At 37.7% G+C, this 16,590-nt stretch carries 14 protein-coding genes; 2 read left to right on the forward strand and 12 right to left on the reverse strand.

The window, feature by feature from the left end; translation table 11 throughout:
* Positions 1-31: 31 nt before the first annotated feature.
* The 8 genes from C8E03_RS11990 to C8E03_RS12025 form a co-directional block, all read right to left on the reverse strand.
* Positions 32-877, reverse strand: a complete 846-nt coding sequence (locus C8E03_RS11990; protein ID WP_094377836.1) for an L-ribulose-5-phosphate 3-epimerase — start codon at positions 875-877, stop codon at positions 32-34.
* A 64-nt stretch (positions 878-941) separates the two neighbouring features.
* Entirely contained in the window at positions 942-1,712 is a 771-nt protein-coding gene (locus tag C8E03_RS11995; protein ID WP_094377837.1) for a DeoR/GlpR family DNA-binding transcription regulator, read from the reverse strand.
* 188 nt (positions 1,713-1,900) lie between these two features.
* Positions 1,901-2,203, reverse strand: coding sequence for a PTS sugar transporter subunit IIB (locus C8E03_RS12000; protein ID WP_094377838.1), 303 nt, complete (start codon positions 2,201-2,203; stop codon positions 1,901-1,903).
* A 27-nt stretch (positions 2,204-2,230) separates the two neighbouring features.
* Entirely contained in the window at positions 2,231-3,715 is a 1,485-nt protein-coding gene (locus C8E03_RS12005) for a PTS ascorbate transporter subunit IIC (protein WP_094377839.1), read from the reverse strand.
* A gap of 15 nt (positions 3,716-3,730) precedes the next feature.
* The gene (locus tag C8E03_RS12010) at positions 3,731-4,189 is read right to left on the reverse strand and encodes a PTS sugar transporter subunit IIA (RefSeq protein ID WP_094377840.1); all 459 of its coding nucleotides are present in this window, start codon (positions 4,187-4,189) and stop codon (positions 3,731-3,733) included.
* Positions 4,190-4,280: 91 nt separating this feature from the next.
* A complete protein-coding gene (ulaG, locus tag C8E03_RS12015) occupies positions 4,281-5,384 on the reverse strand; it encodes an L-ascorbate 6-phosphate lactonase (RefSeq protein ID WP_094377841.1) in 1,104 nt (367 codons plus the stop codon).
* Positions 5,385-5,834: 450 nt separating this feature from the next.
* On the reverse strand, positions 5,835-7,541 hold the full coding sequence (locus C8E03_RS21975) for a methyl-accepting chemotaxis protein (protein WP_110291149.1): 1,707 nt from the start codon (positions 7,539-7,541) through the stop codon (positions 5,835-5,837).
* A 109-nt stretch (positions 7,542-7,650) separates the two neighbouring features.
* Positions 7,651-9,621, reverse strand: coding sequence for a thioredoxin domain-containing protein (locus C8E03_RS12025; protein ID WP_110291150.1), 1,971 nt, complete (start codon positions 9,619-9,621; stop codon positions 7,651-7,653).
* 184 nt (positions 9,622-9,805) lie between these two features.
* Here C8E03_RS12025 and C8E03_RS12030 point away from each other — a divergent pair, with 184 nt between their 5' ends.
* Positions 9,806-11,044, forward strand: a complete 1,239-nt coding sequence (locus C8E03_RS12030; protein ID WP_094377844.1) for a hypothetical protein — start codon at positions 9,806-9,808, stop codon at positions 11,042-11,044.
* Positions 11,045-11,171: 127 nt separating this feature from the next.
* Here C8E03_RS12030 and C8E03_RS12035 read toward each other — a convergent pair whose 3' ends face one another.
* The 3 genes from C8E03_RS12035 to C8E03_RS22475 form a co-directional block, all read right to left on the reverse strand.
* Entirely contained in the window at positions 11,172-12,263 is a 1,092-nt protein-coding gene (locus C8E03_RS12035) for a tetratricopeptide repeat-containing glycosyltransferase (protein WP_094377845.1), read from the reverse strand.
* Complete coding sequence (locus tag C8E03_RS12040) at positions 12,260-13,258, reverse strand: glycosyltransferase (RefSeq protein WP_094377846.1); 999 nt, start codon at positions 13,256-13,258, stop codon at positions 12,260-12,262. Before C8E03_RS12040 ends, C8E03_RS12035 begins: the two co-directional genes overlap by 4 nt.
* A gap of 225 nt (positions 13,259-13,483) precedes the next feature.
* Positions 13,484-13,876: a hypothetical protein gene (locus C8E03_RS22475; protein ID WP_242993504.1), complete on the reverse strand. Its 393-nt coding sequence runs from the start codon at positions 13,874-13,876 to the stop codon at positions 13,484-13,486.
* A gap of 37 nt (positions 13,877-13,913) precedes the next feature.
* On the opposite strand from C8E03_RS22475, the gene C8E03_RS22480 reads away from it, so the two are divergent.
* On the forward strand, positions 13,914-14,867 hold the full coding sequence (locus tag C8E03_RS22480) for a hypothetical protein (protein ID WP_242993505.1): 954 nt from the start codon (positions 13,914-13,916) through the stop codon (positions 14,865-14,867).
* On the opposite strand, the gene C8E03_RS12050 is transcribed toward C8E03_RS22480, so the two are convergent.
* On the reverse strand, positions 14,864-16,537 hold the full coding sequence (locus C8E03_RS12050) for a recombinase family protein (RefSeq protein WP_110291151.1): 1,674 nt from the start codon (positions 16,535-16,537) through the stop codon (positions 14,864-14,866). The genes C8E03_RS22480 and C8E03_RS12050 overlap by 4 nt on opposite strands.
* Positions 16,538-16,590 lie beyond the last annotated feature (53 nt).

The raw sequence follows: 16,590 nt of genomic DNA on the forward strand, positions 1-16,590 counted from the left end.
CTATATGCCTTTCTATTTCTATATCTAAAATTTATTTTTGCCTGTCCAATATCCCACTTAACATCTTATATGCAGATATTAAGTCGTTCTTCCATTCTGGATTTTTTGTATACCAAAATTCAGCAACGTATTTTCGTACTCCCAAATTCCAGGCGGTTTCTATCGCTTTGTCAAAATCAACATGCCCCATTCCATAAGGTATTTCTCTGAATTTACCAGGAACAGTTTCCTTAAGATGCATTGCCACTAAATGTCCTTTGCCCATGTAGAGATCCTCAAGTACATCTGCTTTATAGGTAGATGCCGCATTTGTAATATTTCCGATATCCGGATAAACATTAAGATATGTGGAGTTTACCAAGGTAACATATTTCATTGCCTTTTCAACGGTGTTCATAAATTCGGTTTCCATCGTTTCAAAGCCTAAAATAACTCCTGCCTTTTCTGCCATATTAGCAGTGATTCTCAAGTGATCGAGAAAGCGTTTTTTTGTTTCAAGACTTGACTCTTCATAATAAACATCATAACCCGCCAATTGAATAATACGTATTCCCAAATCATCTGCAAATGAAATGGCCTTTTTCATAATTTCCATTCCTCTTTGGCTGACTTTGGGATCATTACTGCCAAGCGGATATTTTCGATGACCGCTCAGGCACATGGTTCTGATTGGAATTCCTACCTCTACCATAAGCTTTACTAATTCCAAACGCTCTTTCTTTGTCATATCTAATCTACATAGTTTATCTTCTGTTTCATCAATACTTATTTCAACAAAGTCATATCCTGCTTCTTTAGCCGCTGATAATTTTTCTTTCCAACTTAAGAAAGACGGCATAGACTTTTCATATAATCCTAATGTATAAGCCTTTTCCATAAGAAATTTTCCTCCGTAACATGCTTTGCAAAACTTATGCTGGCTTTTTTAAATAGCTATGGCTCTAAAACTCTCCCTTATGAACCTGATGTACCTTGACTCCCTTGCTCTTAAACTCTTCTAACACTTCTTCAGGTGCCAGTTCATCTGTTATTAAATAATTCACCTTTTCTATTGCACAACTGGTAAAGCTGCTTCGTTTCCCTATCTTGGTATGATCCGCCATCACATAGACTGCTTCCGTGGAGTGATTTACCATTAGCTCATTAACACTGACTTCACTGGCTATTTCAGTCATCATCCCCGCATCTGGAGTAATTCCCGAACAGCCCACAAAGGCTTTCTTAGCAAATACGGTCTGAAGGTTACGTATTGCATAATCTCCTACCATCGCATCCTTTGGATAACGAAGTTCACCACCTGTTAATATAACATTAATTCCAGGACTATACTCTCTGTTAATCACTTTGCCGTTATTTGTAATTGCTGTAATATTATTACATGTTACATATTGAAGCATTTGCAGAGCATTGGTGCTGGTATTGATAAATAAAGAATCCCCATTTTCCACCAACGTAGCCGCATACATCGCTATGAGCCTTCGATAATAAGAAATCTCATCGCTATCACACTCTTCGCTTTTCATTACCTGCGCACCGCCATGAGTCCTCTTTAACAGCTTTTGCTCATCCAAAAATTGTAAATCCCTTCTTATAGTAATGAGTGAAACTCCAAGCTTTTTCGCCAGCTCATTTACTCTAACGTACGGATTTTCTTTTACTATTTTTAAAATATTATCTCGTCTGCTATCTACATATTTCTTTTCTCTTTTCATAGTCTTTCCCTACCTTTTGAATTTAAAATATTATATCAGTTTTTAACATCGTTGTCATTTCTTTCACTTAAGCAAGGAGCTTTGAATCAAGAATTTTTATTGTCTTACAAGGTGAATAATTAGAGCATGGGGATTTCCACCAGCTTATCGGAAATCCCCTTTATTACCAATTCCTATTATAGTGACCTTTATATTAAACCATTTTCCTTCATCTTTTCCTCAATTTCCTGAGTAGACATTATATTTCTAAGTCCGATTATTTTTGTGCCTTTTTTTTCTGCATCCTTAAACATACTCATAAAATTTTGTGCGCAAAATACTACATCATACTGAAAAGCTGCACTTTTTCCCTCTGATAGGGCACAATGATGAATTTTTCCCGGAACCAATCCAACCTTATCAAGTACCTTTTGCATTGCCATCTTCATCATTAAGCTTGAGCCTGCTCCATTTGCACAGCATACTAAAAAGCTCATATTTTCCTTAGCCATAGTACGATCTCCTTTTTTCTTCTCATTCTAACTATTTTTTCTTGCTTTCTTTTCCTTGTAAGACTCATAATCCTCTGTAATCAGGAAATAATCATCCTTATCTAATTTATATTGGATTTGTGGAATAATTGCAAGCACAATTACAATAATTGCAATACCGGCATAACTTAAGTATTTCATTACAGCGGTCATAACAGGCCATATCACTGCCCAATCCCACATTCCAAGATATCCACCGTAAGCCGCCATACCTACCCAGCCGGCAATAATTGCAGAACCAAATACCTGACAAATACCTGAGAAAAATGGGAGAATTAAAGCAGCCTTTGCTCCACCTTTTTCATTTGCGAATACTGCAATTGTTGCATTATCAAAGAATACCGGAACGAACCCGCAAATAACAAGTACCGGACTCTTTAAAACAATTAAAGCTGCAATTGCTAAAATCTGCCCTGCAAAACCTGCTAAAAATCCAAGTGGAACTGCATTCGCAGATCCAAAGCCAAAGATAACCGCACAGTCAACTCCCGGAATGGAACCTGGTAATAACTTATTCGCAATACCTTGGAAAGATTGTGTTAACTCTGTTACGAAAGTACGCACGCCTAACTGAAGGATTGCTAAATATACTGAGAAGTATAAACAGGTCTTAATTACATAAAATACCATACTGTCAGTTTCTTTCATAAATTCCTGTGCTACTAAATAGTCTTTTCCTAATATAACTAATATTGCTCCGAAAAACAAAAGCATTAATATGGAAGTACAAACCATATTTTCATTAAAAATTGACATGAAACCAGGTAATTCGATATCATCTATCTTCTTTACTTCCTTGCCGTTTTTCTTTTTACCAAACAATTTCTCTGCTAACCAATAGTTTAATGCAACGCCAAACATCTGCTGATGTGCCATACAAAAGCCTGCTCCGTCTGTCATTTCCTGACAAGGCTTAACCGTCAGATTAGAACCTACTGCCCAGTACAGACCAAGAATCAGTGCCATAACAATCAGCATTTTCATATCACTCTTTAAAAGAAACGGACAGGCAAACATGATCAGCCAATATGCTGTTGCAGCCTGCTGTACCTGTACGTGTCCTGTTGTGAATAAGGCACGAAGCTTTGTAATTTTACTAAAACGTACCAATAATATATTTACAATAAATGCAATTAGCAAAAGAATCATCGCCTGACCAAATCCTTTGCCAAAAACCTCTTCTACCCCTGCGGTAACTGCGTTTTGTCCAAAATAAGGGTCAATTACCATTGCGTCCATATTAAAGCGATCCTTTAAGCCTACCAGTACCGGACGAAAATTACTGACGAGTCCGCCTGAGCCTACTGTTAATATCAGATATCCTACAATGGCTTTGATTGCACCTGCCAAAACATCATACCAAGGCTTACCAAGTAAAACGTAACCGATTATAACTATTAATCCGATCATAAAGGCTGGCTGCTGCAATACATTTGTTGCAAAATAATTCCATACGTTCATTAAAATGCTCATTTTTTCTTCCTCCCTTTAATGTGTTAAATATTTTTTTTCAATTTCCAATAAATCACTTTCACTGTTTGCTTCCAATAAAGCTGCAACTATTTCTTCATTAGAAAGCATTTCAGAAAGCCTCATCATATTGTCAAGATGCTGCTCTGGGTTACAGGATGCAAGTGTAAAAAATAATCTGGCATCCTTTTCACGATCGTTTGGATCAAAGCTGACCGGTTTACGTAGTTTCATAAAGCTAATCGCTGTTTTGTTTACCCCTACTGCACCTTCTTGAGAATGAGGCATTGCAACCTCTGGAATGATAACAATATATGGACCATATTTTTCAACACATGCGATGATATCTTCTTTATAGTTTGCTTCCACTGTCCCATCTGCCTCTAAAGGCTCACAGCTCATGCGAATGGCCTCTTTCCAATCTTTTGCTTCTTCAGCAAATTTGTAATGCTTCATTTCTACAAATTCTCTTAACATGTCTTTTCCCCCAGACTACGTGATCAGAAGCAAAAAATACTTCTAATCGTACTCGCGTTGCTTGTGCTTGATTTTCTTTTGATAGGTAATACTATAAACAAGAACGAAATGGAATGTTTTGCGGTGCTTCAAAGCAATCTTCAAAGCCTCTTTGGTGGTGATATGCTTTTTTATCCTTGTCTGCCGGATAAATGTATTTTCCGCCAACCTCCCAGAAAAATGGATGAAACCTATAGTCCAGACGATCTTTTTTCATTTCATAGAGCACCTTGATTTCATTTACATCTGCCATAAAATTCGTCCATACATCATAATGAATTGGAATGACTACCTTACACTGCAAGGCTTCTGCCATACGTAAAATATCACAAGAGGTCATTTTGTCTGCCATTCCAACCGGATTTTCACCGTAGGAACCAAACGCTACATCAACATCATAATCCTTACCGTGCTTTGCAAAGTAAATTGAATAATGGGAATCACCACTGTGATAAATATTTCCTCCCGGTGTCTTAATCAAGTAATTCACTGCTTTATCATCCATATCTGTCGGGCAGACTCCTGTTAATTCTTCTCTGTCGGGACCTTGCGAATCAGTTGTTACAAGGCAAGTTCTGTCAAAGGAGTCAAGTGCTATGATTTCAATGTCTTTCATTTTAATTGTATCTCCAGGCTTTACTATTATGCAGCGATTAGCCGGAACTCCCCATTTTTGCCACAACTCAACCGATTTTTTCGGTCCGATAAATGGAACCGGAATTTCTTTACCAGATTCATCAACTGTGGTCATATTGCTTTGTATCACATGAGCAGCATATTCTGCGCTCATATGGTCTTGATGGTAATGAGTTGCAAGGACTGCATCCACCTTTTTGATGGCAAATGGATCAATAACAAAGGGAACTGCTCGTAAATTTGGCTGCATTTTTCTTGCTCCACACATATTTGCCATCTGATGCCCCACCTGCATTTTTCCGTTACCGTGAGAACGTTTTCCATTTCCGCACCACAAATCAATGGTTATATTACAATTATCTGGTGTCTTTATCCACAGTCCCGTACATCCAAGCCACCACATGCCCACATTTCCCGGTGCAATTACTTCTCTTTCAATTTCTTCGTTTAGCCAGGTTCCCCATTCCGGAAACGTGCTCATAATCCAGCTTTCTCTTGTTATTTCTTCCACACGACTCATTATATATCCTCCTTAAAGATTTTATGTTCTTTTATATGTTCGTTATGTCTTTATAGATAAATAATAGCACATATAATAATCATATACAAGTATCATTTATATATCATTGTATTCTTTGTTTATTTTTCACCATTTACATTGTTTGTTTTTGTATATATAGTATACTTATAATTTTATTTTTTTCTATTTTTACTTAATTTTTTATTTGCGCGTGCTACTTTTTTGCATAAAATGTACCTTATTAAGGTGTTATATGATTGTTTTATTGTTATATGTTCTTTTCTAGTTCAAACTTTTTCCTTTAATCACATACTTTCTTATAAAGTAAAAGAGTATTCACTTTATAAATGATATTCATCTATAAAGCAAATACTCTTTTCGTTTATTATATTGCAATTTAATTATAATATGTATTGATATCCTATTTCTTTCATAACAAACCGGGTATGATTAGGATAGTTTAAACTGATTTACAATTTTTTCTAATTCTGTTATACGCAAAAAGCTTTCTGTTGCAAGCTCATCCGTTTCACTTGCTTTTTCTACCATTTCAGCCGTTTTTTGTGCAATGTCCGTTATTCCTACCGTAGATTCGCCAATTGTCTCATTGATTCCTGAGAGTGCCTCAGCTATAGATGATAAGGAATCGTTTAAAACCTCAATTGCACTCTGAACGTCATTCATACTTGTCTTAAATACATTGGCATCCTCATTATATTGTTCTCCTACCTTAGTAAACTCCTGATAATCATCAAGTACTGTACTGCCAAGAAATCCTGATGTTTCCTCCAAACAGTCTGACATATTTTGCACTGCCTGATTCACTTCGTCCACTACTTGATTAATATTAGTCACCTCTTTCGAGGTCTGGTCAGCCAATTTTCCTATTTCCGATGCAACAACTGCAAAGCCTTTTCCTGCCTCACCGGCTCTTGCAGCTTCTATGCTTGCATTGAGTGCCAAAAGCCCGGTTTGAGAGGAAATCGACATTATTGCTTCCGTTAATACATTAATCTTCTCTACCGCCTTGGCATCCACTATTGCCTGATCTGACTTAGCCTTTACAGAATTGTAAATTTCTTTTGTTCTTGTCGCAGCCACTAATGTAGTATTCTTAAGTGAATTCGCTCGTTTCATAACTTCCATAGACTGCCTTGCACCATCAACCGACAATTGCTTAATACTGGTCGCTCCCTTGTTAATATCACCAATATTAGAAAAAATTGTTTCCGTAGTAGCCGATGTTTCCTGCATTCCTGCTGCCAGCTCCTGGGTAGTAGCCGAATTGTCAGAGGACATTTGATTCACTACCTGAATCACAAGTTGAAGCTTGGATACACTAGAAGCAATACTGCCTTTGGCATTTTCAATTCCTTGAACCATATCTCTTAGACTTTCCCGCATACTTCGAACTGCCCTGGCCATTTCACCCGTTTCATCCTTACGTTTACAAATACTGTCACTGTATGGATTATGTTTAAAATTAAATTCGGCTGTATCACCAATAATATCTGTTATTCTTTCAATTGGTCTAACAATAACTGTGCCTACCATGAAACCAAACATAGCAAGTAATATAACTACTGCAATCGAAATTAATATAGCAGTCTTAACAACATTGTTAATTGGCTTCATAACTTCTTCTTCGTCTGCCGTTATCACCAAAATATTATTATTTTTAGTAACCGCATAGCTTGCATATTTCATGACCCCATTGTATACATAGCTTATTACGTTGTCTGCAGGTGTATTTCCTGCTTGAAGTTGTGTAACAAGCTCCTTTACTACTTCATTTTCTACAACAGATCCTATCTTATCAGAGGTTTTATGATACATCATAATTCCGTCTGCATTAACTAAATACGCATAGGAGCTGTCAACATTGTCCACTTTTACATCTGATAAAATGTCTGCATATTGCTGTGCGGTTCCCTCTGTATCCCCTATGACATAATCAATAATGGTGCTCTCAGAGGATGCCATACTAAGCATATATGATTTGGTGGAATCGGACAGTGAATTCTTGCTGATTGGTACAACTGTATACATACAAATCAAAATAGTAATTAATACTGCACCGATAATTGTTGCAATAATCTTAGATTTAATAGAGCTTAAGGCGTTTATTCTTTTTGGTCTTTGCATCTCTTTCTCCATATCAATTACCCTCCCGTTATTATTCTTTGTTCTGTTAATTTTAACATTAAAAATTTTTTTTATCTAGAAGTTGTTTGTTTTTCTCATAAAATTTATATTTTTTTTAGAATCAATCTCTTGTATAACCCGACGCTTCTTCTAAATCGTTCGTCGGCGGTAGACAGCTCTTGTTTTTACATATATAAAATGTATCTTTACCCTGAATTCTCTTATACTCCTTTGTCTCTTCCTCAAGAATGGTTATATTCGTATCAAGTCCAAACACGTTAATCATTTTCTTCTTATCATAATCTTTTAATACACATATCACATCCTTAGCTGGCTGTAAGCTCATTAACAATGACATCAGATAAAAACAATAGCCTGCCGGATTCTGTTCTGCATACCCTGCCATAAACACAATCTGTTCCTGCGCCATTTTTTCAAGCTTTTCATCCTTCGTAACCAAAGAGAGCTTTACCAGATTATAGGTCATGACCGAATTTCCACTTGGGATTGCACCATCATAGGTTTCTTTTGGCTTTAGAATTAATTTTTCATTATGTTTGCCATAAAGATAAAATCCTCCATTTTCTTTATCAAAGAAATTTTCATTTACTACATGAGTCAATTGAATAGCACGCTCTAAATAACCGGGATCAAAGGTTACCTCATACATATTTGTTAATGCAAATATATAAAATGCATAATCATCCAAAAAACCTTTGCCTGAAACTTTCCCTTCTCGATAGCTTACAAATAAGGTATCTTTTTCTGATAAATTCGTATCTATAAATTCACAAGCTTTTTTGGCTGCTTCTAAATATTCTTTTTCTCCCAGTACACGATACATGGTTGCAAAGGCACTAATCATCAAAGCATTCCAAGAAGTTAAGATTTTGTCATCCAGATGGAGCTTTGTTCTGGATTTTCTATATTCATAAATTTGAGGCAAATACATTTCAAACTCACTATGCAATTGTGTTTGCTCTAATAAATTCGGTATATTCTTTCCTTCAAAATTGCCCTCTCTTGTAATCGAATAGTAATCATTAAATTCTCTTCCCCTTTCTCCGCCTAACAAATCAAGTATTTCATCATAAGAAAGAGCATAGTACTTTCCTTCTACCCCATCACTGTCTGCATCTTGCGCGCAGTAAAATCCTCCTAAAGGATGTGTCAGTTCGCGCAGTACATACTCAGCTGTTTTCTCTGCTATGTTTTTATACAATTCGTTTTTGGTAATTTGAAAAGCTCTGATATAACTTATCATCAAAAGTGCATTATCATAGAGCATTTTCTCAAAATGAGGAATCAAAAAATAAGCATCCGTCGAATATCGTGAAAAACCAAAGCCAATGTGGTCAAAAATTCCGCCTCTATACATTTGTAATAGAGTTTTCTTTGCTATTTCCATCGTCTCTTTATCCCCTGTTTTTTCGTAATAATACATTAAAAATATTAAATTATGGGGAGAGGGAAACTTGGGTGCATAGCCAAATCCTCCATTTAATTTATCAAAAGATTTTTTTAACAATACAACTGAACGATAAATCAACACCATAGACGCATCTGTTTTTCTTGAATTTTCTTTACTCAATAATTGCGTAATTTCATTTCCAGCCAGAGTCAGCTTATCTTTATTTTTGTTCCATTCCTCCCTAATATTATCAATTAGATCAATAAATCCCATTTTTCCATATTGGGATTGTTTTGGAAAATATGTGCCTGCAAAAAATGGCTGCTGCGTAGGTGTCATAAATATAGTAGTCGGCCATCCTCCTCCTCCTGTAAGTGCCTGACAAATATTCATGTAGACACTATCTATATCAGGACGTTCTTCTTTGTCAACTTTAATTGAAATAAAATATCTGTTTAGTATCGCTGCTACCTCATTATTTTCAAAGCTTTCATGTGCCATTACATGGCACCAGTGACAGGTACTATAGCCAATGCTTAAAAAAACAGGCTTATTTTCTCTTCTTGCTTTTTCAAAGGCTTCCTCCCCCCAGGGGTACCAGCTTACCAGATTATAAGCGTGCTGTAATAAATAGGGAGATTTTTCATGAATTAATTTGTTGGGAATACTTGTTTGTTTCATAATTGTCACCTTCTTAATTTTTAAATTAGTTTACCCAGGTTCGTACGTATTATGTTTTAAAAGATGAATCAAATGTAAAATAGAAATTGGTTTTCTTATCTATTAGTGTTAATATATATTTATTATAAATAACAGCTTATATGAATACATAAAATATCTACAAGAGAGAAAAAGGAGAATCGATTTGGAAACTAACTCTTTAAAGGAATACTGCCTCACAGTAATCAAAAGTGATTGGCTGGCGGCAAGCACTTCTTTTCCGGAATTTATTGCCGAAATCAGTCCCTTAAAAAAGGATGAAAATATGTTATATATACAGGAAAATTCTTTCATTTTTAATAAACAGTTGAAACGCTTTCCTCGTTTATACTTACTTCGAAAACGTTGGAAAAAAAAGATGTTCAAGCTATTTGAAAATATATTGACTCACGAAACCATTATTGGTATTCATAATTATATGGACAAACAAGATTTAGATGCTTTGCAGTCAGAGCTGATGCAATTTCTTTGTCAAACCAGAAGCTTTGCTCCCGAATTAAATTTCGATGGAATTGGTCAGGCTATCAGAAACTATATCGTATATGCCATGTTTAAACAATTGAATTGCCAAAAAGCTGGTTTCAATCAAGCGTGTTTTGGTTATAGTATGCTCTATCCCTTTACCGACAATTACATTGACAACCCAGACATTACGAATCAGCAAAAAGCAGAGTATAATAGGGTAATCCGTGATAAAATACAAGGAAAGACCATTTGTTCAAAGTCTATACACACTCAAAAAACCTGTGATTTACTCCGTGCTATTGAAGACAAGTACCCAAGAAGCAGTCATAAGGATATTTATGATTTATTACTAATGATGTTGGAAGCTCAGGAAGACAGTATGCAGCAGCAGTGTATGGAAAATACTTTAACTCAAAGTGAACGTCTGGATATTTCTATATATAAAGGTGGTATATCTGTCCTAATTGATTATTTCTTTGTTGATAAGGAACTCGCAGAGGAGGATTTATATTTTTATTTAAGTTTTGGTTTTTTTCTCCAACTAGCAGATGATTTGCAGGATATTAAAGAGGACAGTAATAAAGGAAACCAAACTATTTTTACGCAGGATTTGAATGTTGAGTCGGAGGAATTAATCGTCAATAAAATGTTTCATTTTATCCATCACATTATGAATCAATATAACGCTCCTTCTGATTCTTTTAAACAGCTTTTATTAGCAAACTGCTATCAGCTTATTTTAACATCTGTGGCTGAAAGTGAAGATTTCTTTTCTGAGCGTTATAAAAATCAATTGGAGGGCTTTCTTCCTGTAACATATCCATTCTTAAAGAGTATGAAAGAAAACAAGTTTGAGAAAAAAGATTCCTACACACAGGAACGTTATATGCTTATTCTGGATGAAATGCTGATTCCTTAATCTTGTTGCAAGGTGTTCTTCCTAATTTTTTATAAAAAGGAAGCTTTGCTAGAATCTTTCTATCATATAACAATAGGCTGTTGAAAACAGCCTATTAAATCATAAAGTAAAACTTGATTTTTTGTATCTATCCGTTTAGCACCTTTTGTCTAATTAACTCAAAATTTCTCTTTAGTCTTTGATTAAGAGGTGACATTTGGGCTGCTATCTCAGCGTACTGCAATGACTTTTCATATAATCCAAGTTCATAACAACTTACCGCACCCAAGTCATATATTGTTTCATTCCAAGAGGATGCCTCATTAATATATGTCGTTGGTTTCTCCTTTATTTTTAATGTTTCCTCAACCATATAATATACTCTCAACCAATCTCTTTCTATATATGCAAGCTGAGCCATCTCAACATAGGGTTCTCTCAAATATGGGGCTTCTGCTATAGCTCTATATAACCAGCTAGTTGATTCCTTATAACTATTTTTTGCCTTATATGCCCTTGCAATATATCGCATGGAAGCAGCGCGTTCATCTCTCCAGGATGCCTTTGGCATTTGTAAATGTCTTTTTAAAGTTTCAATACATTTATCCCACATTTCGTAAAACATATATTCTCTTCCCAGATAATGTACATTTCTGTCATCCTCCGGATCTTCTATCACAGACATCTCTAAAAGCTCAAGGTATTGTCCCCTAGATTTTGCTGGATCTGGATAATGATTCAATTGAATTTTTCCTTCTATAGCATAAATATCAGGCTTTGTTCCATAATAATGTAAAACCTCATGTACCGGATGTATCCATCTAAAGTCTTTTCTTTGATGAATTTTTTCATACCAAAATGTAACTCCTGGCGTGTTGTCTGAATTAAAGCTCCAAGTATACATATATTTAAGACGTGTTGTCTGTGCTGTCCACACGTTTTCAATAAGCATTCTCCAACCTGGCTCTAATACCTCATCTAAATCAGTGCATACACAAATATCTATATCCTTTGAAACAAAGCTCAGAGAAATATTTCTTGCCACGTCAAACCGCCAAGGCTTTAAATTTATTTCATTTACGATTGCCCCCCGGTTTCTAAGCTTTTGAACCGTATCATCCGACGAACCTGTATCTGTTACATAAATCTCGTCTGCCTCACACATAGAATCCATCCAGCGGTCTACAAAGTGTGCTTCATTTTTACAAATGGCATATACCGCAACTTTATATTTATTCATAACTCTAACCCTTCTTTTTTAGCAAGACTGTAAATATTTTCTTTAAATCTATCAAAAGTGTCCTCCCATGCAAATGGATTATAATGATAATCTATAATTTTTTCGTTTTTGTTAGCTGCCTCAAGAATAGTAGTATATGCCTCCATATTTCTTCCGATCTCACTTAAAAACTTTGCCTTTTCCACATACAATTCTCTTCTTTTTGGCATATAAAATATTGCTGTATTTAGATAAAACAATGCCGTTTCCATTTTGTTTTGAAATTTATCAATATTATATTTTTGCTTGTATAAAAAAGCTTTATCACAATTTTTTATTTCTAATGCGGTGTCAATGGCTTTGGAAGCTGCTTCATATCTGCCTGCTTTTAAATATCCATCAGCTAAAAAGCTCCATGACATCCATATATCTTTTCTTTCCATTACCGACTGCTCCAATAAGGATATGTCGCTTGGTTTTACTATTTTTTCTATTGGAGTGTAATAAATACAGAAATCTTGCAAAGTTTTTGTATTTTCGGTACTTTTATATTCAAGCATTTCATGTATTGGAAGTTTCCACGTATATCCATCTCTTATATGAATTCTTTTGTATAATTGCTCTGATATGCTTCCATCTGGCCAAAATGTCTTATATTTGTGATAATAACTCGTTATACCTTCTTCCCATTGTCTGATGAGATGTTCTCTCCAATGTTCCATCAAATATTCATCTATATTAAGTGAAATACAGATATCAATTTCAGGGCTTACCAAAGATAGTGCCGCATTTCTTGCATCATCAAATCTCCACGGTGAAATACAAATTGGAATCATCTTTATTTTGACATTAGGATTATTTTTTATAAAATTTTGTATCATATCATTGGTATCATCCGTTGTTCCTGTATCACATAAAACGATTTCATCCGCTGTTTGAACAGATTCTAGAAATCGTTTCATAAAACCTTGTTCATTTTTATAAATACCATACACTCCAATTAGTGGATTTTTCACTTTTATTCCCCTTTACTATCATTATACAAAGCATCGCAGCTTTCCTACAATTCAAAGTATGTAGATTAGACCTACAAGCATTTTCATCTCATAGATCTAATTATTTTAACGTAACTATTCAGTACCGTTATACCATACATATCAAATTAAATAGCAAGCTTATTGGCGCTGAAAAGTACTTCACATATTCTGGGTACTGAATAGTTACTTTTTAACTACATTTTACTATCCAATTTGCGTAATAACTAAGTGTGCCGAAACAGCTCTTGTTCCACCTGCATTAGCCGTTATAGTTAATGCTGTTGAATTTCCAGAAGGATTTCGGACGGTTAAAACGGAATTGATTGTTGTTGTAGTAACAAGTGCCATTCCTATAATCTGTGAAGTTCCTGTTGCTCTTCCAACTACTGTATAAGCTAACTCAGAGGCATTAAGAGTTAATATTAATTGCCCTGCTTCACTTACACTTACTTGGAATAATACCTGGTAGGTTCCTATTGCTCCTAAAGTAAATGAACTAGCGCTTGTACGTGTTATATTGGTTCCACCTATTGGACCATCTGATGGGAAACTTACGTCTGCACCTACTGCAACTGTAGATGGGTTATCAGGTGGCATCAATGCGTAAAAGTCAGCAAATGCTACGACTCCTCCGGTGGCTCCTGTTGGACCAGTTGGACCTGTGGCTCCTGTATCTCCTGTCGCTCCCGTTGGGCCGGTTGGACCTGTGGCTCCTGTCGCTCCTGTATCTCCTGTCGCTCCCGTTGCTCCCGTTGGACCTGTGGCTCCTGTCGCTCCCGTATCTCCTGTCGCTCCCGTTGGGCCGGTTGGACCTGTCGCTCCTGTCGCTCCCGTATCTCCTGTGGCTCCTGTTGAACCAGTTGGACCGGTGGCTCCTGTCGCTCCCGTATCTCCTGTCGCTCCCGTTGCTCCCGTTGGACCTGTGGCTCCTGTCGCTCCCGTATCTCCTGTGGCTCCTGTTGAACCGGTAGCTCCTGTTGGACCCGTGGCTCCTGTATCTCCTGTGGCTCCTGTTGAACCGGTAGCTCCTGTTGGACCCGTGGCTCCTGTCGCTCCCGTATCTCCTGTCGCTCCTGTTGGACCGGTTGGACCTGTCGCTCCTGTTGAACCTGTGGCTCCCGTTGCTCCTGTGGCTCCTGTTGGACCTGTGGCTCCTGTTGGACCTGTGGCTCCTGTCGAACCGGTGGCTCCTGTCGAACCGGTGGCTCCTGTTGGACCTGTGGCTCCTGTTGAACCGGTGGCTCCTGTTGGACCTGTGGCTCCTGTTGGACCTGTGGCTCCTGTCGCACCTGTTGGACCTGTCGCTCCTGTTGGACCGGTGGCTCCTGTTGAACCGGTAGCTCCTGTTGGACCTGTGGCTCCTGTTGGACCGGTGGCTCCCGTTGGACCGGTGGCTCCCGTTGCTCCCGTTGCTCCTGTGGCTCCTGTTGGACCTGTGGCTCCTGTTGAACCGGTGGCTCCTGTTGGACCTGTGGCTCCTGTTGGACCGGTGGCTCCTGTTGGACCGGTGGCTCCTGTTGAACCGGTAGCTCCTGTTGAACCGGTTATATTAGGAAAACAAAATGCCTTTTTATTAGCGGTCTGTTAAACCGCTTCGGATTGAGTGTTGATTTCTATGTATTCCATTATCCGGCGTAGTTCGTCAGCGAATTTAAACTTCACACTGATGTTGCCGTTCTCATGTACCTTGATATGGTCTACAAGCTCAACTAAAACCTCTCTTGTCAGTTTGTCGATATTTTCAAACTTCTTGAAAACCACCAAGCAAGGACTTTCGGCGGTAATGCCGTTTTGTAATTCCTCACGCTCTGCATTGAGGTTTTTCAAAACTTCGCCTAAAGCGGCTATTTGCCGTTCGTAATCTTCGCTCATATGGCGGTAATCGCTATGGGTGATTTCTCCGTCTTTCCAATCCTGATAAATGGATTGCTTGTAGCGCATGATTTTGTAGCGTTCCTTTTCTTTTGCGTCTATCAATGCTTCAATCCGTATGGACTGGCTTTTTTGAAGCGGAGCCGTGCTGATATATTCCAGCGTGTTTGCATAGTGTACCGCAAGATATACCTGTTGCTGAATGGCATACAGGACAGCCGCTTCCAGCCGGTTATGCTTCACGGAATGTTTGGTGCAGGCTGTTTTTGACTGGTCTTTGTAGGTGCGGCAGAAATAATACACCATGCCTTTTACTTGACTGCGGCTCATAGCCTTACCGCAATCGGCACAACGGAGAAAGCCACTGAACAGATAGAGTTTCTTTTTCTGTGGTGCGGTGCGGGTGTCACGCTTTAGCAACTCCTGCACTTTTTCAAAGATAGGCTGTTCTATGATTGGCTCATGGGTATTCTCCACAATGTACCATTCATTTTCGGGAACCTGTTCCTGCGTATGTATCTTATAGCTTTTCACGCGCTGGCGGCCTTGTACCATGTCCCCTACATAAAGGCGGTTTTTCAAAATGTCGCTTACAGTCTTTGCACTCCATAACGGCCTTTCCGAACCGCTCGGATTTTGATAGTTTAAGCCTTTGCTTTTCTTGTACTCGGACGGACACAAAATGCCACGGTCATTGAGATTGTGTACTATGGCATTTTTACTCATGCCGTCCAGAAACCACTCATAAATGTTTTTTACAATCTCGGCGGCTTCTTCATCAACGATTAAGGCATTTTTATCCTTTGGGTTTTTCATGTAGCCATAAGCGGCAAACCCGCCGATAAACTCACCATTGCGCCGCTTCATATCAAAAACCTGCCGTATCTTCTTTGAAGTCTGATAGCAGAAATTGTCATTGATAACATTAGTAATCGGTACAATGAGGTTGGAAATGCTGTCCGGGTTCAAGTAGCTGTCAATACCCTCTGCCAAGCTGATAAACCGTACATTCATCTGTACAAACAGATTTTCAATCAAGCTTCCTGCGTCCGTGTAGTTACGGGAGAGGCGGGAGAGGTCTTTAACGATAACACAGTTTACCTTTTTGGCGTATATGTCGGAAAGTAATCTTTGAAAGCTGTCCCGGTTGGTGTCTGTTCCAGTGTACCCGTCGTCCACATAAGGCGGTTGGGTACTTTCAAACTCGTCTATGTGCTGTTGGTAGTAATCATCAAGCAATGCTTTTTGGTTGGTAACACTGTTGCTGTCGTCCTTTCCACGGTTTATGTCCTCTTTGGATAAGCGGATATATTGAGCGAGTTTCCAGCGGATATTTTGAGATGCGGATATTTTTTCCTCAAAGCCCCTGTTTTTTGTTCGTGCCATGTGTCCTCCTTCCTATCACATTACACTTATATTATAAAATTTCGGCGTAATGT

The sequence above is a fragment of the Lachnotalea glycerini genome (assembly GCF_003201285.1).
GTDB classification, from domain to species: domain Bacteria; phylum Bacillota; class Clostridia; order Lachnospirales; family Lachnospiraceae; genus Lachnotalea; species Lachnotalea glycerini.